Consider the following 22,533-nt stretch of genomic DNA (forward strand, 5'->3'; position numbering starts at 1 on the left):
GCCTCGCGGCTCACTGCTCGCCGGACAGGATCGGCAGAAGTGACGCCGCCGACCAGCTGAAGTTCGGCGAGTTGAGCGGGGCGCCGGTCAGCGGGTCGTAGTTCTCCTGGATCGGCCGGTCACCGGTGAGCCCCTTGGAGTTGGCGAGGAGCTTGCCGGTGAGGTCGTTCGCGTCCTTGGTGTAGCCGTAGCGGCGCAGCCCGCTCAGCGCGGCGTACGCGTGGTCGAACCAGACGGGTCCGCGCCAGTAGGCCGTCGACTCGAAGTACGGGGACGCCTTCGACACGGTCGGGAACGGCACGTGCGTGGCGAACTCCCCCGGATCCACCAGCCGTTGACGAACGTGTGCGGCCTGCTCCTTCGTCGCCGCGCCGGTCCACAGCGGCACGACGCCCTCGATGCCGCGGCCGCGGTCGGTGAGCGGCGCGCCGTTCTTCAGGGCGATGTCGTGGAACCAGCCGTCGGCCGGGTCGTACATCTTGGAGCGCACGGCGGCGTTCGTCGCCTCGGACTTCCTCCGCCACTTCGCGGCCTCGCCGGGGCGCCCGATGGCGTCGGCGATGCGCGCCAAGTAGCCCTGGTCCTGGGCGAGATAGGCGTTGAGGTCGACGGACTCCTGATTCAGCGAGTAGCCGAGCAGCGTTCCGTCGGCGGCGCGGTTGGCGACGACAGAGGTGCCGAGTTTCGCGTCGAAGCGCGGCGCGTTGTCGAGGCCGCTCTCCCAGGCGGCGGCGAGGCGGCGCTCCTCGGTCGAGTCGTTGGCGGGATCCACAGTGGCGCCGTACTCGGCGAGGCCGTCGTGGTCGTGGTCCCGGTTGCGTTACCACCAGGCCTGGTAGGCGGCGAGCTTCGGGTACATCTCGCGCAGGAACGACCGGTCGCCGTTCTTGCGGTACACCTCCCACACGGACCAACTCGCCATCGGAGGCTTGGAGTTGCGCTCGTTCCAGTTGCCGCCGCCGCGCGCGGGGTCGTTGTAGAAGACGGCGTCGGGGACCATCCCGGCGTCCTGCGGGCGGGTCTTCGAGTCGCGGGTGATCTGCCAGTCGAACATGGACCGGATCTGCGACTCGGCCAGCGCGGGATCGAAGCGGGCGGTGCCCACGGCCTGCTTCCAGCTGTCCCACGCCCACAGCCCACCGGTGAACCACTTGTACGAGATGGAGGGCGTCACGCCGTCGTGCTTGATCTGCCCGACCGCGGAGCGCCAGTTGGTGACGAGGGTCTCCAGGGACTTGACGGCGGTGCGGCGCCGCTCGGCGGGCACCCCACGCGTGACCCCGGCGACGTAGCCGTGCCACCGGGAGTCACCGGCGGCGGCGTACGCGTCGGGGGCGGCCAGGACGGCGCGCGCCCGCCGGGCCTCGCGGGCGCGCTCGGCGTCGGTGAACGTGTAGGACTCGGTCCAGTCGAAGTGGTGCGCGGCGCCGGGCGCGAGGGTGACCGGCGAGGCGGCCTCGGTCCGGTACGCGTCGCCGTCGACGGTCGTCCGCACCGGGTCCTTGTGCGTGACCTCGAAGCGTTCGGTGCCGTCGGTGAGGTAGTCCCACTTCTCGCGCACCTTCGCGAAGTCGACGCCGACGCCGTGCCCGGTGGGCTTCAGGGAGGGCGCGTCGTGCATGGGCGCCTTCTCCGGCCGCAGGAGGCTGCCGGTCCAGTCGGCGCCGAGCGTGCGGGCGGCCGAGCCGGTGTTGCGCACCTCCGCGCGCACCAACGCCGTCCGGTCGGTGGCGAACCGCAGCTCAAGGGTGAGGGTGAGGCCGCGCCCGAGGTCGTACGACTGGTGCAGCCGCCCCGGCCGCGAGGTGAAGCGGGGCGTTCCCCCGGCGGCGAGGTCGAGCGTGCGACCGCCCTCGGTGAGCCGCATCCGGCTGAACGACTTGCTCAGCCACCACGGATACTCCTGCGCGATGTACATCGGCCCGCTGAACCCGCCGTACGCGGCACGGTCCCCTGCCTTCGGCAGGGCGTAGGAGTGCCAGGCGCCACGGTCCGAGAACGTGCTGATGGGGTTGTTGTCCTCGGCGTCACCCGGCAGCGCGGCCTTCGGGGTGCCGTGCAGGTCGAGGACGTCGGCGTAGTCGGACGCGGGTCGCTGCGCGGCCGCCACGGGCGGGGCGGCGAGGCCGGCGCCGCCGAGGAGCAGGAGGGCGGCGAGTGCGGTGCGGGTGGGGCGGTAGCCGGACGGGTGGGCGGTCACGCGGCGGTGCCTCCTGTTGACATGAACCTGTGCGAGCGGGATCTTCATCCCTGACTCTGTGCGCAATCCTGCACGCGCGCAAGGAGTTTCACGCACAAGTAAACAATGACTGGTCGTTCTGAGCGGAGACGCACCTCATGCGAAGACTGCACCAACGGCAACCACACCGAAGAGCCCGCGCCCTGGCCGCGTGGACCACCGCGGCGCTCGCGGCGGCGCTCCTCGCCGCTCCCGCGCACGACGCGGGCGCGGCCACCCCGGGCGGCGGCGTGCTCGACGCCGACCACAAGAGCGTCACCTGGCAGAGCCCCACCTATCCGTCCGGCACGGTCGACGACCCGAAGAAGTGTCCGTCGGCGGCGGACGACCCGGACGGGAAGACCTGCGACCGCTTCGACCTCAAGGTGTCGGTGCCCGACGGGTATTGGAGCGACAACCCCGAGGGCGGGGTTCCGGTCTCGGTCGAGTGGGCGAAGCAGCCCAAGGACGACTTCGACATGTACGTCTACGACGACGCGGGCAAGCAGGTGGCGTCGAGCGCGGGCACCGCCGACCCCGAGGCGACCGTGATCCCGCGGGCGGACGGCACGTACCACGTGGTGGTCGTCCCCTACGACGTGCACGACAACTCCTTCGTCGGCAAGGCCTATTTGCCGGAGACGACGGACGCCGGGAACCTCACCTCCTTCAAGGGCGACGACGGCAGCTACGCCATCGCCGCCGGTGACCTGAAGGCGAAGGCCGACTTCCTTAAGGGCGGCGGGCTCCGGCTTCAGGCCGACCCGTCGGGCGACTTCAGCGATCCGGCGGGCACACAGATCGTGCGCGAGCAGCCCGCCGCCGACCCGCACACGACGTCCTTCGACGCTGGCGCCTACTACGGCATCCGGTCCGCCGACGCCGTCCTGCGCGTCTACAAGAAGCCGCTCCGCTTCGGCCTCTACAAGGCGGACAACAAGACCCGGATCTGGCAGGAGGACCGGCCGCTGCGCTGGTCAACCGGCGGGATGCGGCAGAGTCTTGAGCGTGGCGCCGACGAGCAGTTCTTCGGCGGCGGCGAGCAGAACGGCTCGTTCTCCCACCGCGACAAGACGGTGTACGTCGCCAACAACACCGACTGGAACGAGGGCGGATATCCCAACTCCCAGCCGTTCTACCTCTCTTCGGCCGGCTACGGCGTCTACCGGAACACCTTCGCCCCCGGTGTCTACGACTTCGGGCCCTCGGTCCACACCGGCCAGCAGGAACGCCGCCTGGACGCCTACTACTTCGTCGGCGACGCCAAGCAGGTCATCGGCGAGTACACGAACCTGGTCGGCAAGCCGTTCATGCCGCCGGTCTACGGCCTCGAACCCGGCGACGCCGACTGCTACTTGCACAACGCCAACCAGGGCGAGCGCCACACCCTCGACTCCCTGAAGGTCGCCGACGGGTATGTGAACAACCAGATGCCGCTCGGCTGGATGCTCGTCAACGACGGTTACGGCTGCGGTTACGAGAACCTCGCCGAGACCGCCAAGGGCCTCCAGGACCACAATGCCCAACTGGGACTGTGGACGCAGGACGGCATCGACAAGCTCGCCGACCAGGTGAAGGCCGGCCAGCGCGTCGCCAAGCTCGATGTCGCCTGGGTCGGCAACGGCTACGGCATGGCGCTCGACGCCTGCGACAAGGCGAAGGCCGGCATCGAGGACAACAGCGACGCCCGCGGCTTCGTCTGGATGCCGGTGTCCTGGGCGGGCGCCCAGCGCTGCGCGGTGCTCTGGTCGGGCGACCAGAAGCTGTCCTGGGACTTCATCCGCTGGCAGATCCCGACGTACGCGGGCGCGACGATGTCCGGCATCGCGTACAACACGGGTGACATCGGCTCGATCTACTCCCACGACGCGAAGATGTACGCGCGTGATCTCCAGGCCAAGACGTTCCTCCCGGCCGTCATGACGATGGACGGCTGGGCCCGCGACATCACCACCGGCGAGAAGATCAACCAGCAGCCGTGGGTGGACGGCGAGCCGTACACGTCCATCAACCGCAAGTATCTTCAGCTGCGCGAGCGCCTGATGCCGTATCTCTACACGCTGGCCAAGCAGGCCTCGGACACCGGCGTCGGCGGCGTACGGCCGCTGTGGCTGGAGTACCCGAAGGATCCGGCCACCCTCGGCGCGCAGGCCAAGTACGAGTACCTGGCGGGCGACGACTTCCTCGTCGCTCCGGTCTACAAGGACTCCGACACCCGCGACGGCATCTACCTGCCGAAGGGCACGTGGACGGACTACTGGACGGGCAAGCAGTACAAGGGCCCGACCACGATCGACGGCTATCACGCCCCGATCGACACGCTCCCGCTCTTCGTGAAGTCCGGGGCGATCGTGCCGATGTGGCCCAAGGGCACCACGTCGTGGAAGAACCGCGACAAGGGACAACTCGGCTATGACGTCTACGCGTCGGAGCCCGGCCACAGCGCGTACACCCTGTACGAGGACGACGGGGTGACCCGCAAGTTCAAGGAGGGCGCGTCGGCCACGCAGCGCGTGACCGTGGACACCGGCAAGCACGGATCGATCATCAACGTCGGTGCGAGCAAGGGCAGTTACGCGGGCAAGGTGGGCGAGCGCGCGTACACGTTCACGGTGCACGGCGGCACGGCCCCCGACCGGGTGACGGTGAACGGCCGTCCGCTGGACGGGAGTTCATGGTCGTACGACGAGAAGACGCACGTGACGACGGTCCGCACGGCGGCGCTGCCGACGGACAAGGCGTTCACGGTGCGCGTGAGCTGACACACGGCGGGGCGACGCCGAAACCCGGCGCCGCCCCGTCCGCTCGATCCGTCCGCTCAGTCCACCCGCTAGTCCACCCGCTCCGACTCGTGCCACCCCGAGTGCAGCGCCCGGTACTCCTCGGGCGTCGCCTTCGGCACGTACGTGCCGGGGCCGAACATCGCCTTGGCGAGCCGGGCCCGCATCCGCTGCCGGACGGTGAACTTCCGCTCCACCCCGTTCTTGTCGAACCGCGGCCCCAACTCGTAGGCGCGAGGCTGCTCGTGCTGGTTCAGGGTGTACAGCTCGGCGCGCGTGAGCGGCTCGTGGACCTCGATGAACTCGCCGTGCGGCAGCCGCCTGATCGTGCCGGACTCGCGGCCGTGCAGCGCCTTGTCACGGTCGCGGTGCTGCAAGCCCAGACAGATCCGCTGCGTGACGACGTATGCGAGGACCGGCGCGACGAAGAAGCTGATGCGCACGAACCAGGTGATGGCGTTGATCGACAAGTGCAGTTTCGTCGCGACGATGTCGTTGCCGCCGCCGATCAGCAGCACCGCGTACAGCGTCAGCCAGGCCACGCCGATACCGGTCCTGGCCGGCTTGTTGCGCGGGCGGTCCGCCGTGTGGTGCTCGCGCTTGTCGCCCGTGATCCACGACTCCAGGAACGGATACACCGCCATGAAGGACAGGATCAGCGGGAACAGCGTGAACGGGATGAAGACGCCCAGTTGCAGCGTGTGACCCCAGGCGTTGATCTCCCACGAGGGCATCACACGGATCAGCCCCTCGGAGAAGCCGAGGTACCAGTCGGGCTGCGCGCCCGTCGTGACGAGATCCGTTCTGTAGGGGCCGAAGGCCCACACCGGGTTGATGGTCGCCACCGCGCCGAGGACCGCGAGCACCCCGAAGACGAGGAAGAAGAAGCCGCCCGCCTTCGCCACGTAGATGGGGAAGAAAGGAGCCCCTGTGACCTTCTTCTCGCTGCGGCCGGGGCCCGCGAACTGGGTGTGCTTGTGGTAGAAGACCAGGATCAGATGGAGCGCCACCAGGCCCAGCATGATGCCCGGCAGCAGCAGGATGTGGATCGGATAGAGCCGGGCGATGAAGTCGTCACCGGGGAACTCGCCGCCGAACAGGAACATCGCGAGGTACGTGCCCACGATCGGCACGGAGAGCACGGCGCCCTGCGCGAACTTCAGGCCGGTGCCGGACAGCAGGTCGTCGGGGAGCGAGTAGCCGGTCAGGCCGGTGACGATGCCGAGGAACAACAGCGTCCAGCCGAACACCCAGTTGAGCTCGCGCGGCTTGCGGAACGCGCCGGTGAAGAAGACGCGCATCATGTGCACCGTCATGCCGGCGACGAAGACGAGCGCCGCCCAGTGGTGGATCTGACGGATCAGCAGTCCGCCGCGCACCTCGAAGCTGATGCGCAGCGTCGACTCGTACGCCTGGGTCATCGTGATGCCCTTGAGCGGTACGTACGTGCCGTTGTAGACGACCTCCTGGGTGCTGGGGTCGAAGAACAGGGTCAGGTAGACGCCGGTGAGGATGAGGATGATGAAGCTGTAGAGGCAGATCTCACCGAGCATGAAGGACCAGTGGTCCGGAAAGACCTTGCGCATCTGGGACTTGGCGAGTTGGTAGATCCCGAGCCGGCCGTCCGCCCAGTCGGCGAGGCGTTCACCGGAGCCCGGGGGGTCGGGGCGGCGTCCGTCGTCCCGGATGCGCTCGCTGTCATCGCTCATGCGACTCCCCCTCAAGGGCCGTTGAGGCTCTCGTCAGGGTAGAGCGCGCGGCGGTGGCACCGACAGGGGGCGACGAGCGGTCAATTCCCCCTGGGGCCACGGTGGTTCACCGTCCACCGACCACCTCGGGCCGTCCGCCCGCCGCCTCCGCCCGCTCGTCGGCCGTCATCCGCTCCATCGCCGCCTCCACGGTCCGCGTGTGCGCCCAGGCCGCCTCGGCCGCCGCCTCGGGGTCGCTGCGCGCGATGGCGTCCGCCAGGTCGTCGTGGGAGCTCGCGCCGGGCAGCTCCGGCGTCCAGTTCGGGCGCAGCGAGGCGATGCTGTCGCGCACCGATTCGACGATGCTCTCGTACAGCTCGGTCATGAGCGGATTGCCGCTCGCGGCGACGACGGCCCGGTGGAACTCCACGTCCTTCTCGACGTACGCGGCGGGGTCGCCGCTCTCCTCGGCGCGGTGCCGGGCGAGCAGCGCGGTCAGGATGCGGGCGAGGTCGGCCTCGCCGCGGTGCGCCGCGGCGGCGGGCGCCGCCTCGCGTTCGATGGCGAGGCGGACCTGGAGGATGTGCTTCAACTCGGCGCGGCGCAGGCGGCGTTGGAGCGCCGCGTTGAGGTCGCTCGCGGCGCGCACGTACGTCCCGTCGCCGCGCCGCGCCTCGAGGAGGCCGGTGTGGCACAGGGCGCGGACGGCCTCCCGCACCGTGTTGCGGCCCACGCCGAGCTCCTCGACGAGCCGGCCCTCCGCCGGGATGCGGTCGCCGACGGACCACTCGCCGGTCTCGATGCGGCCCTCGATCCGGCGGATGGTGCGCTGGACCAGGGTGGCTGGTTCGGGCACGGGCGGCCTTTCTGGTGCGGGTGGTCGGGCTGCTGCGTACTCAAAATATCCCATGTCTGAGTGGAACGTGAGGCCATGTATTGCCCAGTCTGTCCCGTTTTGCGGGCCTCCAATGTCGAAACATGGGATGTTACGTTGGGTCGCATGCCGCAGAGTGATCCAGCATCCACAGCCACCCCAGTCGAGACTCCCGAGACTCCCCTGCGTTCGAGGGGCGGGGTCCGGGGCGGAGTCGGGGGCGCCGGCCCGCTGCTCGCCGCCGGCGTCCTCCTCATCGCCATGAACCTGCGGCCCGGCGTCGTGTCCGTGTCGCCGGAGCTGGACACGATCCGCCGCTCCACCGGGCTCAGCGGCTCGCTCGCGGGCCTGCTCACCACGCTGCCGATCCTCTGTTTCGGCCTCCTCGCCCCGTTCGCGGCGAAGCTCTCGCGGCGCATCGGCATGACGCGGGCGCTCGGCGCGATGATGGCGCTCCTGACGGCGGGCATCGCGCTGCGCCTCGCGCCCGGCCTGCCCGCGCTGTTCGCGGGGACCGTGCTCGTCGGCGCGGCGATATCCCTCTCGAACGTCCTCGTGCCGAGTGTCATCAAGCGCAACTTCGAGCACCGCACCGGGCTGATGATGGGCCTGTACTCGGTGGCCCTGTTCTGCGGCGCCGCGCTCGCGGCCGGGGTGACCGTGCCGCTCGGGGACGCGCTCGGGCTCGGCTGGCGCGGCGCGATCGGCGTCTGGGCGGTGCTGTCCGCGCTCGCGTTCGCCCTGTGGGTGCCCCAGCTGCGCCGCTCCGACGCACCGCCGTCGACGACCCCCGGCGCCGCCGACTCCCGTACACCGCTGCGCCGTTCACCGCTCGCCTGGAAGATCACGCTCCTCATGGGGCTCCAGTCGCTCCAGTACTACGCGTGCGCCGCGTGGATCCCGGCGATGCTCACCAGCGAGGGCATGGACGGTACGCAGGCGGGGTGGATGCTGTCCGTGATGAGCCTCGCGGGCATCGCAGGTTCGCTCGCCTTCACGGCGCTCGTCGGCAGGTCGTCGAACCAGGTCGCCCTCGCCCTCACCGGCACGCTGCTGGTCCTCGGCTCCGTGCTCGGCCTGCTCGCGGCGCCGGTCGGCGGGGCGTACGTGTGGATGCTGATGCAGGGCTTCGGCTGCGGCCTGCTGATCAGCACGGCGCTCGCCGTGATCGTGCTGCGCTCCCCCGACGCGGCGCGCGCCGCGGAGATGTCGGGCATGGCGCAGAGCGTGGGCTATCTGCTCGCCGCGGCGGGCCCGTTCCTGCTCGGCGCGCTGCACGACGCGACGGGCGGCTGGACGGTACCGCTGGTGATGCTCGCGGTGCTGTGCGTACCGATGGGCCTCGCGGGCGTGGGAGCGGGACGGCCCCGCCAACTGGAGGCGTGACCGCCCGGCCAGAACCGGAGATGTGAACCGCCCAGCCGGCTGGGCGGTTCGTGCTTCCGGTTCTGGCCGGGCGGTGGGGGATTGCGCTTCTGGCCGGGCGGTTCGAGCCGCCGGCTCCGTCTGCGCGGTCGGCGCCTCCGGTTCCGTCTGCGCGGTCGGCGCCTCCGGTTCCGTCTGCGGGGTTGACGCCTCCGGTTCTACCCCGCAGCCAGAACCACGCCTGCCGGAACCCGAAGCTTGATCCGCCCCACTCAGCGACGCGCCGCTCACTTCGCCGACCCGGGCCTTCCGCTCTGGTTGGCGAGGAAGCGCGCCTTCTTCTGGCGGTTCCCGCAGGTGTTCATGTCGCACCATTTACGGGTGCGGCTCTGGCTGGTGTCGAAGAAGGCGGCCCGGCACGTCGGCGACGCGCACAGGGCCAGCCTCCCGTCCCGCTCGCCCGCGATCACGCCGATCGCGTCCGCGGCGATCACGCTCAGCGCGTCCTCCACGCAGGACTCCGCGCCGAGCCGCCACCGCCGCTCCCCCGCGCGCGTCAGGACAGCCGCGGCCCGGCCGTGAACGCTGCGGTCGTTGATGACCTGCACCGCGGCCGTGGGGAGGCGGTCCCGGATCGCGGCCGCCGTCGCGGCGGCGTGGATCGCCTCCCTCAGCTCCCGGGCGAGGTCGAGCTCGGCAAGGGTGCAGGAATCCACCGCGAGGCCGCTCACCGCCAGCCAGTCGACGAGCCGGTGGGGCACGGGAATCCGCTCCACAGGCTCGCCCTGACGTTCCGTCAGGGTCGCCGTGAAGCTGGTCGCCAGCACCTTGCCGAGGCGGAATTCAGGGAACCGAGCACGCATGGAACCACCTTAGGGGGTTGCGACGCGGATCGGGGGACTGTTAGAACCGTCTTAGACGGTTCCATCGTGGCCAGGAGGTCTCATGCCCCGCCCCGCCAGTGACGTGCGAGCATTCGAAGCCCACGCGCCCGACGCCGAGCTCGACGACCTGCGCGCACGACTGGCCACGGCGCGGCTGCCGGAGGCCGAGACGGTCCGTGGCGCCGGGCCGGGCCCCCGCCGATGGGAACAGGGCGTCCCGCTCGCCGACCTCGTCGATGTCGTGCACCACTGGCGCACCGGGTACGACTGGCGGGCGTTCGAGGAGCGCCTCAACGGGATCGGCCAGTTCCGCACGACCATCGACGGTCTGGGCATCCACTTCCTGCACCGTCGGTCCACGCGCGCGGACGCCACTCCCCTGCTCATGACGCACGGCTGGCCGGACAGCGTCGCCCGATTCGTCGACGTCGTCGAGGAGTTGGCGGATCCGAAGGACCCGGACGCGCCGGCGTTCCACGTCGTGGCGCCCTCGCTGCCGGGTTTCGGTTACAGCGACAGGCCCGCCACCACCGGGTGGGGAACCGAGAAGATCGCGGCCGCCTGGGTGGAGCTGATGGGCCGGCTCGGCTACGACAGGTTCCTGGCCCACGGCGGCGACTGGGGCGGAAACATCACCACGGTCCTCGGCGGCAGGTTCCCGGCGCACGTTCTCGGCATCCACACCACGTTCGCGGAGGGCCCGCCCGGGTTGAGCACGGACGGCCTGACGGCCGTCGAGCGCGCATGGGCCGAGGACACCCGCGACTTCTGGCTCCGGCGCGCGGCGTACGCGAAGGTGCAGGCGTCCCGGCCGCAGACCATCGGCTACTCGCTCGTCGACTCACCGGTCGGGCTTCTCGCCTGGATCCTCGACAAGTTCGCCGAATGGACGGACACCGAGGACAGCCCGTTCGAGGCGATCCCGATGGACAGGGTCCTCGACGACGTCACCCTGTACTGGCTGACGCGGACCGGCGCGTCGGCGGCCCGCATCTACTACGAGAGCCACAACGCGCTGGACCCCGAACTCCGGGTCGACGTCCCGTCCGCGCTGACCATGTACCCCCGCGACGTCGAGAAGTGTCCGCGGCCCTGGGCGCGGGAACGGTACCGGCAGATCGTCCGGTGGACGCTGCCGGAAAAGGGAGGGCATTTTCCGGCTCTCGAAGTACCCGAGTATTTCGTCGAGGATCTTCGGGAGGGCCTCACCGCCGTGCTGGCCGCTCGTCGGTGAACTCAACTGGGTGCCCCTGACCCGTTGACCTGCCGTCATGCCTCTGCGATCTTAGCAAGCGCTTTCCCGCTGCCGACTATCCAGTATCCAGGGGGACCCAGTGTCGGAATCCGGCGCACCACCACGTACCGCCACCGAGACCAAGGGCCGCGCGCTCTTCTCGGGGCACTACACCCACCTGTGGGGTTTCCTGCTCGCGGGCTGGCTGATCAGCTACGCGGACCGCACCGTCACCGGGCCGGTCGTCGCCTGGATGATCGAGAACAAGGCGGGCTTCATCGGCGACGCCTCGAACCCGGCGACGCTCGGCGGGCTCATCGGCTCGATGTTCTTCACCGGTTACATGCTCACGCAGTACGCGGGCGGCCGGCTCGGCGACCGCTACGGCCACCGCGAGATGCTCGTCGTCTCGCTGCTGTGGGCGGGCCTGCTGACGCTCGTGTCGGGCCTGACCGGCGGGCTCATCGGCTTCGTCGTGGCGCGCGTGCTCACCGGTCTCGGCGAGGGCGTCTTCTACTCCAACGACCGTGTCCTGGTCATCAATCACACGCCCGCGGCCCGCCGCACCATCGGCCTCGGCGTCGTCCTGTCCGGCCTGTCCATCGGCCTGACCGTCGGCATCGTCGCCACCCCGCACCTGATCGACTGGGGCGGCACGCTCGGCATGGGCGACCGGGCGTGGAGCATGCCGCTGTACGTGTTCGGGGTCGTGTCCCTGCTCGTGGCCGCGGCGACGTGGACGTTCTTCCGGGGGCGCGGCGACAGGCCGCTGCGGCTCGGCCCGCCCACGCTGCGCCTCATCGGCTACTCGATCCCCGCGGCGCTCGCGATCCTCGGACTGTTCCTGCTCGCCGACGAGTTCAGCTGGCCGGACTGGCTGACGGCCGTCGGTTCCGGGGTGCTGTTCCTCGTGATGGTGACGATCGTCATCCGCGGCATCGTCCGCACCGGCCGCAGCTCCCAACTCCTCAACCGCAACGTGTGGTTGATCTACATCGGCTTCATCGCCGTGATGTGGAACCTGTGGTTCTTCTCGTTCTGGTCGGTGCAGATCGTCGCGGAGGCCGCGCACAGCAGCCTCGGCGCGGCGGCGCTCACCGCGGCGTTCAACGCGGGCGCGGGCATCATCGGCTTCCCGGTCGGCGGCTGGATCGCGGACCGGCGGGTGCGCGCGGGCAAGGGCCGCAAGCCCCTCGCCGTGATCTGCGCGGCGGTGCACACCGTACTCGCGGTGGCGTTCGGCGCGAGCGTCCTGAACGGCGATCCCTCGCTGCTGCTGCTCGGCCTGATCCTGTTCTGCTCCGGCCTGTTCTTCAACGCGCTCCAGCCGATCGTGCACAGCCTGCTCGGCGACCTCGCGCCCGAGAAGGACCGCGGTTCGCTGTTCGGCCTGTTCAACCTGGTCGCGGAGATCGGCGCGGTGGCCAGCCCCGTCGTCAGCGGTGTGCTGCGCGACGCGACGGGCAGTTGGGCCGCGGGCGTGTTCACCGCGGCCGGGGTGATGGCCGTGGCGGTCGTCCTCTACGCGCTGGTGAAGGAGCGCATCCCGGAGGTCGCCGCCACGTGACCCGGTCCGGACACCTGGCCCGGTCCGGGCTCAGCAGCCCTTGCGGAGCGGCTCGATGGTGACCTTCGCCCGGTCGTCCTCTCCCTGCACCCTGCCGTAGACCGTGGAGTTGACCCGGAACCACTGGTCGTCCACGGTGCGCTTGCCGTTGACGTCGTCGAGGCGGACGCACCAGCGCTCGGCCCGGAGGACCCGCGTGTACCGCTCGGTGCCCTTGCGCACCTTGTGGCAGTCGCGGACCTTCTTGGTCGTGTAGTACGTCTTGGTGCGTCCGCTGCTGCGCTTGGTGTGCCGGACCCTCCGGGTGTCGGTGTCGCACTTCCTCACCAGGTGCGGCCGGGTGGCGCGGGTCGTGCGGCGGACCACGTGCCGCACCCCGTCGCGCACCCCGGTCACCTTGTCGTCGTGCTGCTCGACCGACCGGCTGTCGGTGGATCCGCCGCCGTGCGCCGAGGCCGACTTGTCGGTTCCACCACCGCAGGCCGCGAGCGCGACCACCAGCACCATCGTCAGTCCGGCCAGGGTCAGGCGCCGCCGCTTCAAGGACATAGCTCCTCTAGGTGTACATGCCATTGGGAGCCAGCAGCGTATCGGAAGCACCACCGCCACCGAGGACGCACCGCCCCTCGCCCGGTCAGCCCTGCGCCTGCCCGAACACCGCCACCGCCGCGCCCACGATGGCCTCCGGGCGGTCGTGGTGGGCGCCGGGGCGAACCGGCCGAGTACGTCCCGCAGTTACTCGTCGAGCCGGTCGCTGTAGACGTACGCGCCCGCCCACGGCTCACGCCGCCGCAGCGGGCCCCGGTCGCGGCTGAGCGATATGCCGGCGACACGAACAGGCCCAGCTCAGCCGCTGCTTGGACGGCGATCTCCGCACCGTTCATCGGCCCAGAACGCCACGCCGTGCCGGCGGGTCACCGAGCGTCGCCGGTGACTGCCGATTCGTTATGCAACACCGGGGCGAAAAGTTCCCCTTGGATGTAGCTTGCCGTTCCGACGCATTCAGGTTGAAACGTCAACCCGGTTTGTCTACCAGAGGGAGCGATGAGCGGACACATGCGGCAATACGCATCGCCCCGCCTGGCACAGCCGTTGGTGTCGGGCGGCCTTGCCGACTCGGTCTTCGGCGCGGCACTGGAGGACCCGCACCTCACGCAGTTCACACTGCTCCAGGACGGCCGTCCGGCGCTGGAGGTCAGCACGTCGCGGTTCCGTGACGACGTGCTGGCCGTGGCCCGCGGCTTCCTCGCCGGCGGGGTCGGCATGGGCGACCGGGTGATCGTGATGTCGCGCACCCGCTACGAGTGGACGCTCATCGCGTACGCGCTGTGGACCGTGGGCGCCGAGGTGGTGCCGGTCTATCCGACCTCGTCGGCGGAGCAGGTGCGGTGGATCCTGTACGACACGGACGCCGTGGGTGTCGTCGTCGAGAACGAGCACAACGCGATGACGGTGGCCGCGGCCTACGGCGCGCGCACCGACCTGACCCGCCTGTGGGAGCTGGACTCGGGCGGCCTCGACCTGCTCGTCGAGGCGGGCGCCGCGGTGCGGGACGAGGATGTGCACCAGTTGCGGGCCTCGGTGGACCCGCGCGACACCGCCGTGATCTGCTACACGTCCGGCACGACGGGCCGCCCCAAGGGCTGCGTCATCACGCACGGCAACCTGGCCTCCGAGTCGGACAACCTCCTGGTCGGCTGGGCGGACGTGCTGACGCCGCCCGGCGAACAGCAGTCCCTGCTCGCGTTCTTGCCGCTCGCGCACTGCTACGGCCTGATGGTCGTGGTCAGTTCGGTGCGCGGCAGGATCAACACCGCGCACCAGCCCGACGTCTCGCCCAGCGCGCTGCTCCCCGCGCTCGCCGCCTTCCGGCCGACGCTCCTGTACGCGGTCCCGTACATTTTCGAGCGGGTCTTCGCCAAGGCGCGGATCAACGCCCAGGACGGCGGCCACACCGCCCTGTTCGAGCGGGCCGTGCGCACCGCGGTCCGGTACGCGGCCTCGGAGCAGCGCCACGCGGCGGGCGAGGGCGCGGGCCCCGGCCCGCGCCTGCGGCTCATGCACAAGGTGTACGACCGCCTGGTGTACGCGAAGGTGCGGGCGGTGCTCGGCGGCCGGGTCCGCAACGCGGTGTCGGGCGGCTCGCCGCTCTCCCGCGACCTCGGCCTCTTCTTCCAGGGCTGCGGCGTCACCGTGTACAACGGCTACGGCCTCACCGAGACGACGGCCGCGGTCACCGTGCAGCCCCTCGGCGCGGTGCGGCACGGCACCGTCGGCAAGCCGATGCCGGGCAACGCCGTGTACATCGCGGACGACGGCGAGATCTGGGTGGCGGGCGACGTCGTCTTCGCGGGCTACCTCAACAACCGGAAGGCCAACGAAGCGGCGCTGCGCGACGGCTGGTTCGCCACCGGCGACCTCGGCCGCCTCGACGCCGACGGCTATGTGGTGATCACCGGCCGCAAGAAGGACATCATCATCACCAGCGGCGGCAAGAGCGTCTCCCCGCAGACCCTGGAGGAGGAGCTGCGCGCCCATCCGCTGATCTCCGACTGCCTCGTGATCGGTGACAACCGCCCCTACGTCACCGCGCTGATCACCATCGACCCGGACGCCCTGGCGAGCTGGCACGTCCTCAAGGGCCGCGCCCCCAGCGCCCCTGCGCAGGCGGTCGCGGACGAGGAGCTCAACGGCCACATCCAACGCGCGGTGTCACGTGCCAACTCCCGCGTCTCACGCGCCGAGTCGATCCGTGCGTTCCGCATCCTGCCGCACGAGTTCGGCGCCGTGCAGGGCCTGCTCACCCCGTCCCTGAAGGTGCGCAGGGCGGCGGTCATGGAGGCGTACGCGCGGGAGGTCGAGGAGTTGTACGCGGCGCGCTGACGCCTCGCGGGCCCGGCCCGGGACCCGCCCGACTTTCGCTACGACAGTTGCGTAATGCGGGGACTCCCCGTATCGTCTATTACGCAACGGTCGTAGCGAAAAGAGGATCCCATGGAACGGGCAGTACGGCGCGGCCGGCCGCGCAGCGAGAAGGCGGACGAGAGCATCGTCGAAGCGGCGCTGGAGCTGCTGCTCGATCGCGGATACGACCGCTTCTCCGTCGACGAGGTCGCCGCGCGGGCAGAGGTCGCCAAGACCACGCTGTACCGGAGGTGGCCCTCCAAGGACCACCTGATCGTCGCCGTGGTCGCCCGGATCCAGGACGACGTACCGGTGGCGTACAGCGGTGACGTGCGCGCCGACCTCGTCGGCTACCTCAACGAGATCACCGCCGGCCTCGACCGGATGCGACGGGCCGGCCGCGCCACGACGTCCGGGGACACCTCCGCGGGCCTCGTCGCCGAGGTCGCCGCCGCGGCCGCGCGCCACGCGGACGTCGGCGAGGCCGTCCACGCCATGTTCCAACGGCGCAACGCGCTGGCCCTGACCCTGCTCGAAGAGGCCCGCGACCAGGGCGAGTTGCGCGCGGACGTCGACCCTGAAGTCCTGTTCGACCAGCTCGCCGGCGCCCTCTACTACCGGCTGGTCATCACCGGCCGACCCATCGACGCGGCGTACGTCGACCGTCTCGTCGACAGCACGCTGAGCGGCGCGGCCGCCTGATCCGGTCCGCGCACCCCTGACATCCCGTTCCCACGTCGCCTGCACGTCATGTCGCCTGCACGCAAGAGGAGCCACGATGACCAGCACCGCACCGTGCACACCGATCGACACCGCGCCCCGGCCACGCCCCGTGCCCGGCCGCCCGCGCCGCCGCAGGCGCCGGATACTCGCGTCCCTCGCCGTCCTCGTCGCCCTTCTCGCCGGGTACACGACGTGGTCCAACCTCCATCCGGTGCGGCTGACCGCCTCGGTGGAGATCGAGGCGACGCCCGAGCAGGTCTGGCAGGTTCTGACGGACCTCCCCGCGTATGCGCGATGGAACCCGTTCATGACCTCTGCGGAGGTGACGTCGCCCGGGGGCCGTATCGACAAGGGCGCGCGCCTGAGCATCGTCATGCACGCCTCCAGCGGTGACTCGACCTTCACCCCAGAGGTGCTGGACTTCGTACCGGGCAAGGAACTGCGCTGGCTGGGCAAGATGGGGCCGGGCTGGATAGCGGACGGCGAGCACCGTTTCACCATCGAGGAGCTCGGCCCCCATCGCGTCCGTCTGACTCAGAACGAACGCTTCACGGGCGTCGCCGTGCCCTTCGCTCAAGGCATGCTGAAGTCCACGACGCTCCCCCAGTTCCGCGCCATGAACGAAGCCCTGGCGCAGCGGGCAGCGGCGGTCACCCCCTGACGGCACGACGTCCCGCCCGTGACCCGGGAGTCGGGATCGCGTCTCACGGGCTCACCCGGCGCTGGGTGTCCAGTCGCCCAGCCAGTCCGTGACCTCCTGCGACGCGGCCTGGGAGTCGCTCAGTTGCGGCCGGTCGGCGCTCGCGGGGCCGGATCCGGCGCCGGTGTTCTTGTACTCGGCGAACCGGTCGTCCTTCCAGGAGAAGCCGCCCATGTCCGTCCACGGCTTCGCCTTGATCCCGGCGCCGAGCGTGGAATCGCGGACGGTGGCCTGCGGGTCGAGGGAGGCGTCGCCGCCCGCGTGCCAGTTGCGGCCGAGATGGTAGCTGCCGGCGGTGACGTCGCCGCTGATGGTGGTCCGGTTGACGAGCAGACCCTTCTGTCCTGCGGCGGTGCTGGGCGCCATGACGTAGCCGGCCGACGTGCCGTCCCACCGCTTCTTCAGGGTGATGACGGACTGGTCGATCACGGCGGTGGCGCCGCCGAAGATGAAGTCGACGTTGCCGACGACGTACGAGTTCTTCATGTAGACGCGCTTGCCCGCGCCGTCGAGCAGCAGTGTGTCCTGGTCGCCGCTGGTGATGACCGAGTCGAGGAAGACCTTGTCGGCGCCGGTGCGCAGCGCGACCGCCTGCGCGGCGATGGAGGTGTCCTTGCTCTCGTCGTAGTCGTTGGTGACGCTCAGGTTGCGCAGTTGGGTGTCGGTGGCGAGGACGGTGACGGTGGCGCTGCCCGAGGTGCCGTACGTCGATCCGTCCGGCTTCTTCGAGCCGGCGGCGTGTCCCTCGACGAGGACGGTGGACTTGCGGCTCGATCCGGTGCCGACGATCGTCACGTGCGGCTTGTTCGCCGGGACGGTCACCGTGCCGCGGTACGTGCCGGGCGCGACCTTGATGTCCACGCGCGCGGTGTTGTTGGCGGGCACGGCGTCGACGGCGGCCTGCACCGTCTTGTACTGGGCGCTGCCGTCGGCGGCGACGGTGAGGGTGGTCACGGCGGCGGCCTTCGTGGTGGCACTGACGCCGATCGAACTCCTCGGCCCGGCACCGGACTTGAGCAGCGCCGGCACATCCGCCGCCTTGTCCAGCGAGTAGGCGTAGAAGTCGGACGGGGTGAAGGCGGTGCCGCCGCTCTCGTTGCGTCCGCTGGTGCCGGAGAAGACGCTGCCGCGCTGCACGAGCGTGGCGGTGGCGTCCTTGATGACGGGGTTGTTGACGCCCTGGAAGTAGCTGTTCTCCAGGACCATCTTCGTCTTGCCGCGCGAGTAGTTCCCGTACGAGGACGTGATGTCGGTGCCCGGGTCGTCCTGGAGGTAGTTGTTGTAGAGGTGCGCGTGAGCGGCGTTGTCGGTGGAGGGGTTGCGCTGTTCGGTCTCGCGGATCCAGTTGTGGTGGATGGTGATGTCGGTGACGACGTTCTCCGTCCAGCCGATGCCGAAGGCCTTGTTGTCGTCGCTCAGCTTGTTCCAGGAGACGGTGATGTCGGTCGAGTCCTTGCGGACGTCGATCAGCCCGTCGGCCATCCTGCGCAGGTCGTTGTGGTCGATCCACACGTGGTGCGCGCCGTCCATCTGGATCGCGTCGAAGTCGTGCTCCTTGTCGTTCCAGGTCCCCTGGTAGGAGTCCCGGATCGTCAGGTTGCGGATGATGACGTTGTGGATACCGGTGCCGAGGAAGAAGCCGCCGCCGACGATCTGCCCGGCCGTCCCCGCGCCCACGATCGTCTTGTCGGAGGCGACCTTGATCTCCTTGCCGACGGGGTCCATCGTGATCGCGCCGGCGACCACGATGACGTAGGGCTTGCTCGCGGTCGCGTACTTCTCCAGGTCGGCGAGGGTCTTCACGGTGACCGTCTCGCCGCCGCGGCCGCCGTATGTCCCGTTCTGTCCTTGGGAGTTGACCGAGGCGAAGCCGTCGGCGGTGTCGTCGGCCCAAGCGGCGGCCGTGGCGCCGGTGGCGGCGCTCGCCGTGTCCCCGCCGTCCGCGCCGAACACCCCGCCGCCGTAGGCGAGGGCGGCAGCGGCGGCGACGGCGAGCGGCGCCCCCGCGACGAGGAGGGTTCTACGCCTGCGGTGCCGGGGTTTGCTGCGGGTGTCGCTCATGCGCTTGCACTCCGTGAGTGGTGGGGGAAATCCGTGCCGGGCGGCACGTGTTGGTGTGCTGTTGCCGCGGGGACGGGGAAGGTTGCCGTCTTTTGAAGCCCCTGCGGCGATTGAGCAGCGGGGTCCGGGGCGGAGCCCCGGGACCGCGACCCCGTTGCCGGACGCCATGCTCTCTGTCACACCCCGATGCGAAGATGCAGGAACCGGCCGGAGCCGGACGCGCCAAGAGGAGGGCAGGCCCGATGGGACGCAGTGAGCGGGAGGCGGTCGCCGACGGCGCACGCCTCCATGCGGCAGTGCGGGCCCTGCTCGACGACCACGCGCGGGCCGTGCGGACCGTGCGGGAGGCGCTCGCGCCGCTGCTCGACGAGTCGGTGGCGCAGGTCCTCGACACGATGCCGGTGGCGCGGTTGCAGGAGGCGACGGACGGGCGGGTGCGCGTCGGGCTCGTGGAGCGGGACGGGCTGCGCACGGTCCGGCAGGTCCTCGACGCGGGGCCCGCCCGGCTGCACCAGATCCACGGGGTGGGTCCCCAGACCGCCACGCAGCTGCTGGCCGCCGCGGGCCGGCTCGCCGAGCGCGTGCGGCAGACGGCGGCGGTGCCGCTCGACGTGGACGCGCCGGAGCCCCGGACGACCGCACTGGTCACGGCGCTGCACGTGCTGGTGGAAGCGGGCCCCGACGCGCGGCACGCGGTCGACACCGCGACCGGGCTTGACCGGCGGCTCGGGCCGCTGCTCGACGAGGCGCGGCCCGCCGCCGGGCGGCTGCGGATGCTGTTCGCCGGCCGGACCCGTCGGGCCCGCGCCCTCGACGCGGCCGAGCAGGTTCGGGCACTCGTCGCCGAGGCCGAGCGCGCGGGGACGCACGCGCTGCTGGCGCAGGCCTCCGTCGACCTGCTGCGCGGCCCCGCGAGCGACGTGGCGGCCTGGGTCGACTTCGAGGTGCGCTCCGCCGAGTACTACAGCGTCCTCGGCGAGATCGCGGGCCTTGCGCCCGACAAGGACGCCGCGGAGGGCTTCCTGCCCGCCGACATCGCCGAGCAGGTGCGGACCCAGCAGCTCGACGAGTCACGGCTTCGGGTGTCGCTGCGCGGCTACCAGTCGTTCGGCGCCCGCTTCGCGCTCGCGCGGCGCCGCGCGCTGCTCGGCGACGAGATGGGGCTCGGCAAGACGGTCCAGGCCATCGCCGCGCTGACCCACCTGGCAGCCGAGGGGCAGAGCCACTTCCTGGTCGTCTGCCCGGCGAGCGTCCTCGTGAACTGGACGCGGGAGATCGAGGCCCGCAGCGCGCTGCGCGTCCTCCCGGTGCACGGACCGGACCGCGCCGAGGCATTCGCGGACTGGAAGGGCCGCGGCGGTGTCGCCGTCACGACGTACGACGCGCTGCGCGGGCTGCCCGCGCCCGGTGGCGGCGAGGTGGGGATGCTCGTCGTCGACGAGGCGCACGCGGTGAAGAACCCGGAGACGCTGCGCTCGCAGGCGGTGGCCGAGTGGGCGGCCCACTGCGAGCGGGTCCTGTTCATGACCGGCACGCCGATGGAGAACCGCGTCGGCGAGTTCCGCAACCTCGTGCGCGTGCTGGACCCCTCGCTCGCAGACCGGCTCGACAAGGAGGACGGCCTCGCCGGGTCCGTCGCCTTCCGCACGGCGGTCGCCCCGGTCTATCTGCGACGCAACCAGGACGACGTGCTCGCCGAGCTCCCCAGCCTCCAACACACCGACGAATGGGAGGAGTTGAGCGAGGCGGACGGGGCCGCCTATCGGGAGGCCGTCGCCTCAGGGAACTTCATGGCGATGCGCCGGGCGGCCTACGCGCGCCCGGCGGAGTCCGCCAAGCTGGAGCGGCTGCGCGAGCTGGTCCGGGAGGCCGCCGAGTCGGGCCAGAAAGTCGTCGTGTTCTCCAACTTCCGCGACGTGCTCGGCGCGGTCCGAGGCGCCCTCGACACCGAACCGCCCGTCGGCGGCCCGGTGTTCGGCCCGCTCACCGGCAGTGTGCCGCCCGCGCGCAGACAACTGCTCGTCGACGAGTTCGCGGACACGGCCGGGCCCGCCGTCCTCGTGTCCCAGATCCAGGCCGGGGGCGTCGGGCTCAACATCCAGGCCGCGTCGGTCGTGATCCTGTGCGAGCCGCAGATCAAGCCGACCCTGGAGCATCAGGCCGTGGCGCGGGCGCACCGCATGGGCCAGGTCAGATCGGTGCGCGTGCACCGCCTCCTGGCCACCGGCGGGGTCGACGAGCGGCTGGTGAAGATACTCGCCAACAAGTCGCGCCTGTTCGACGCGTACGCCCGGCGCAGCTCGATGGCCGAGGCGACGCCGGACGCCGTCGACGTGTCCGACGCGGAGATCGCGCGCCGGATCGTCGAGGAGGAGCAGGCGCGCCTCGGCGTGCGGGCCGAGGGCTGACCCGTCAGTCGGTCAGGGCCTCGCGGATCGCGTCGTACGCGGGCTTGTGCCGGAGGTTCTCGTCCCAGGGCAGGGCGGCTCCCTCGCCGTCGAAGACCGCGGGGATCCACGAGTGCCGGTCGGAGTAGCCCCACAGCGTGATGCCGACGCAGCGCCTCACGGCGAGGCAGGCGTCGGTCACCTACCCGTACCAGTCGGCCTGTTCGGCGAGTTTGGCCTGGTCGGCGGGGAGCTGCATGCGGATGTCGAGTTCGGTGATGGCGACGTCGAGGCCGAGGTCGGCGAAGCGCTGGATGTTCTGCCGCATCTGGTTCGGGAAGCCGTACTGGAGCGCGAGGTGGGCCTGCATGCCGAAGCCGTCGATGGGGACGCCGTCGGCCTTGAGCCGCTTGATCAGCGTGTAGTACGCGTCGGCCTTCGGGCCCGTGCCCTCGACGTTGTAGTCGTTGAGGTACAGCTTGACCTTGGGGTCGGCGGCGTGGGCCCAGCGCAGGGCGTCGGCGATGTAGCCGGGGCCGAGGGTCTTGTAGAAGATGTTCTCGCGGTACGTGCCGTCCTCGTTCATGATCTCGTTGGCGACGTCCCAGGCGAAGACCTTGCCCTTGTAGTGCTTCACCTCGGTGGTGATGTGGTTCTTGAGGATCGAGCGGAGTTCGCCGGCGCTCCAGGTGCCGGAGCTCAGCCAGTCGGGCAGCTGGCTGTGCCATACGAGGGTGTGGCCGCGGACCTTGAGGTGGTGGGCGCGGGCGTAGTTCACGATCTCGTCGCCGGCGGTGAAGTCGAAGACGTCCCGCTGCGGTTCGGTGGCGTACCACTTCATGCCGTTGCCGGGCGTGGTCTGGCCGAACTCCTTGCCGAGGAGGTCGGCGTACGGAGCGTCGTCGAGCTCGGGGTTGTCGACGGCGGAGCCGAAGTAGCGGCCGTGGGTGCGGGCGAGGTCGTTCAGGGTGGCGGACGCCTTCTTGCCGGCGTCCTTGCCGGCGTGGTCCGGGTCGGCGGTGGCGGGCGCGGCGGACAGGCCGCCGAGCAGCAGGGCCGTCGCGGTGGCGGCGAGGGCGGCGGATCTGATCCGGTTCGTACGCATAGCGGGTCTCCTCAACTGTCGTTCATTGGCGGATAGTTGGAGG

The 22,533-nt window shown here is 70.6% G+C and carries 13 protein-coding genes and 2 pseudogenes; 8 read left to right on the forward strand and 7 right to left on the reverse strand.

The features are described 5' to 3' along the window. Nucleotides 1-10: 10 nt before the first annotated feature. A pseudogene (locus ACP4E5_RS10875) lies at nucleotides 11-2,248 on the reverse strand (MGH1-like glycoside hydrolase domain-containing protein). 89 nt (nucleotides 2,249-2,337) lie between these two features. Here ACP4E5_RS10875 and ACP4E5_RS10880 point away from each other — a divergent pair. Beyond that, complete coding sequence (locus tag ACP4E5_RS10880; RefSeq protein WP_425827404.1) at nucleotides 2,338-4,980, forward strand: glycoside hydrolase family 31 protein; 2,643 nt, start codon at nucleotides 2,338-2,340, stop codon at nucleotides 4,978-4,980. Nucleotides 4,981-5,048: 68 nt separating this feature from the next. Here ACP4E5_RS10880 and qcrB read toward each other — a convergent pair whose 3' ends face one another. Together qcrB and ACP4E5_RS10890 are read right to left on the reverse strand one after the other, a co-directional pair. Then, nucleotides 5,049-6,707, reverse strand: coding sequence for a cytochrome bc1 complex cytochrome b subunit (gene qcrB, locus ACP4E5_RS10885; RefSeq protein WP_425827406.1), 1,659 nt, complete (start codon nucleotides 6,705-6,707; stop codon nucleotides 5,049-5,051). A 106-nt stretch (nucleotides 6,708-6,813) separates the two neighbouring features. Beyond that, nucleotides 6,814-7,542, reverse strand: coding sequence for a FadR/GntR family transcriptional regulator (locus ACP4E5_RS10890; protein WP_425827408.1), 729 nt, complete (start codon nucleotides 7,540-7,542; stop codon nucleotides 6,814-6,816). A 144-nt stretch (nucleotides 7,543-7,686) separates the two neighbouring features. Here ACP4E5_RS10890 and ACP4E5_RS10895 point away from each other — a divergent pair, with 144 nt between their 5' ends. Then, a complete protein-coding gene (locus tag ACP4E5_RS10895; protein WP_425827410.1) occupies nucleotides 7,687-8,946 on the forward strand; it encodes a CynX/NimT family MFS transporter in 1,260 nt (419 codons plus the stop codon). A 266-nt stretch (nucleotides 8,947-9,212) separates the two neighbouring features. Here ACP4E5_RS10895 and ACP4E5_RS10900 read toward each other — a convergent pair whose 3' ends face one another. Beyond that, nucleotides 9,213-9,788, reverse strand: a complete 576-nt coding sequence (locus ACP4E5_RS10900) for a CGNR zinc finger domain-containing protein (RefSeq protein ID WP_425827412.1) — start codon at nucleotides 9,786-9,788, stop codon at nucleotides 9,213-9,215. An 82-nt stretch (nucleotides 9,789-9,870) separates the two neighbouring features. On the opposite strand from ACP4E5_RS10900, the gene ACP4E5_RS10905 reads away from it, so the two are divergent. After that, a complete protein-coding gene (locus ACP4E5_RS10905) occupies nucleotides 9,871-11,043 on the forward strand; it encodes an epoxide hydrolase family protein (protein ID WP_425827414.1) in 1,173 nt (390 codons plus the stop codon). Between the two features lie 100 nt (nucleotides 11,044-11,143). Next, complete coding sequence (locus ACP4E5_RS10910) at nucleotides 11,144-12,610, forward strand: MFS transporter (RefSeq protein WP_425827416.1); 1,467 nt, start codon at nucleotides 11,144-11,146, stop codon at nucleotides 12,608-12,610. Nucleotides 12,611-12,640: 30 nt separating this feature from the next. Here ACP4E5_RS10910 and ACP4E5_RS10915 read toward each other — a convergent pair whose 3' ends face one another. Further along, nucleotides 12,641-13,159, reverse strand: a complete 519-nt coding sequence (locus ACP4E5_RS10915; RefSeq protein WP_425827417.1) for a hypothetical protein — start codon at nucleotides 13,157-13,159, stop codon at nucleotides 12,641-12,643. A 507-nt stretch (nucleotides 13,160-13,666) separates the two neighbouring features. Between ACP4E5_RS10915 and ACP4E5_RS10920 the strand changes: the two genes are divergently transcribed. The 3 genes from ACP4E5_RS10920 to ACP4E5_RS10930 all read left to right on the forward strand — a co-directional run bounded on the left by ACP4E5_RS10920 (nucleotide 13,667) and on the right by ACP4E5_RS10930 (nucleotide 16,898). Continuing rightward, a complete protein-coding gene (locus tag ACP4E5_RS10920; RefSeq protein WP_425827418.1) occupies nucleotides 13,667-15,493 on the forward strand; it encodes an AMP-dependent synthetase/ligase in 1,827 nt (608 codons plus the stop codon). Nucleotides 15,494-15,604: 111 nt separating this feature from the next. Then, nucleotides 15,605-16,216 (forward strand): TetR/AcrR family transcriptional regulator, encoded by a 612-nt coding sequence (locus ACP4E5_RS10925; protein WP_425827420.1) that lies wholly within the window; start codon nucleotides 15,605-15,607, stop codon nucleotides 16,214-16,216. 76 nt (nucleotides 16,217-16,292) lie between these two features. After that, entirely contained in the window at nucleotides 16,293-16,898 is a 606-nt protein-coding gene (locus ACP4E5_RS10930; RefSeq protein WP_425827422.1) for an SRPBCC family protein, read from the forward strand. A gap of 51 nt (nucleotides 16,899-16,949) precedes the next feature. Here ACP4E5_RS10930 and ACP4E5_RS10935 read toward each other — a convergent pair whose 3' ends face one another. After that, the gene (locus ACP4E5_RS10935; protein ID WP_425827424.1) at nucleotides 16,950-18,998 is read right to left on the reverse strand and encodes a pectinesterase family protein; all 2,049 of its coding nucleotides are present in this window, start codon (nucleotides 18,996-18,998) and stop codon (nucleotides 16,950-16,952) included. Between the two features lie 242 nt (nucleotides 18,999-19,240). Between ACP4E5_RS10935 and ACP4E5_RS10940 the strand changes: the two genes are divergently transcribed. Next, on the forward strand, nucleotides 19,241-21,406 hold the full coding sequence (locus ACP4E5_RS10940) for a DEAD/DEAH box helicase (protein ID WP_425827426.1): 2,166 nt from the start codon (nucleotides 19,241-19,243) through the stop codon (nucleotides 21,404-21,406). Nucleotides 21,407-21,410: 4 nt separating this feature from the next. Here ACP4E5_RS10940 and ACP4E5_RS10945 read toward each other — a convergent pair. Then, nucleotides 21,411-22,490, reverse strand: a pseudogene (locus ACP4E5_RS10945) (endo-1,4-beta-xylanase). Nucleotides 22,491-22,533: the final 43 nt, after the last annotated feature.

The sequence above is a fragment of the Streptomyces fractus genome, assembly GCF_049844455.1.
Lineage (GTDB): Bacteria > Actinomycetota > Actinomycetes > Streptomycetales > Streptomycetaceae > Streptomyces > Streptomyces fractus.

What these genes read in the sequence shown, in the direction of transcription:
- ACP4E5_RS10940 (WP_425827426.1), top strand. Translation starts at nt 19,241, where the DNA reads ATGGGACGCAGTGAGCGGGAGGCGGTCGCCGACGGCGCACGCCTCCAT.
- ACP4E5_RS10895 (WP_425827410.1), top strand. Translation starts at nt 7,687, where the DNA reads ATGCCGCAGAGTGATCCAGCATCCACAGCCACCCCAGTCGAGACTCCC.
- ACP4E5_RS10925 (WP_425827420.1), top strand. Translation starts at nt 15,605, where the DNA reads ATGGAACGGGCAGTACGGCGCGGCCGGCCGCGCAGCGAGAAGGCGGAC.
- ACP4E5_RS10920 (WP_425827418.1), top strand. Translation starts at nt 13,667, where the DNA reads ATGCGGCAATACGCATCGCCCCGCCTGGCACAGCCGTTGGTGTCGGGC.
- qcrB (WP_425827406.1), bottom strand. Translation starts at nt 6,707, where the DNA reads ATGAGCGATGACAGCGAGCGCATCCGGGACGACGGACGCCGCCCCGAC.
- ACP4E5_RS10930 (WP_425827422.1), top strand. Translation starts at nt 16,293, where the DNA reads ATGACCAGCACCGCACCGTGCACACCGATCGACACCGCGCCCCGGCCA.
- ACP4E5_RS10900 (WP_425827412.1), bottom strand. Translation starts at nt 9,788, where the DNA reads ATGCGTGCTCGGTTCCCTGAATTCCGCCTCGGCAAGGTGCTGGCGACC.
- ACP4E5_RS10915 (WP_425827417.1), bottom strand. Translation starts at nt 13,159, where the DNA reads ATGTCCTTGAAGCGGCGGCGCCTGACCCTGGCCGGACTGACGATGGTG.
- ACP4E5_RS10905 (WP_425827414.1), top strand. Translation starts at nt 9,871, where the DNA reads ATGCCCCGCCCCGCCAGTGACGTGCGAGCATTCGAAGCCCACGCGCCC.
- ACP4E5_RS10880 (WP_425827404.1), top strand. Translation starts at nt 2,338, where the DNA reads ATGCGAAGACTGCACCAACGGCAACCACACCGAAGAGCCCGCGCCCTG.
- ACP4E5_RS10935 (WP_425827424.1), bottom strand. Translation starts at nt 18,998, where the DNA reads ATGAGCGACACCCGCAGCAAACCCCGGCACCGCAGGCGTAGAACCCTC.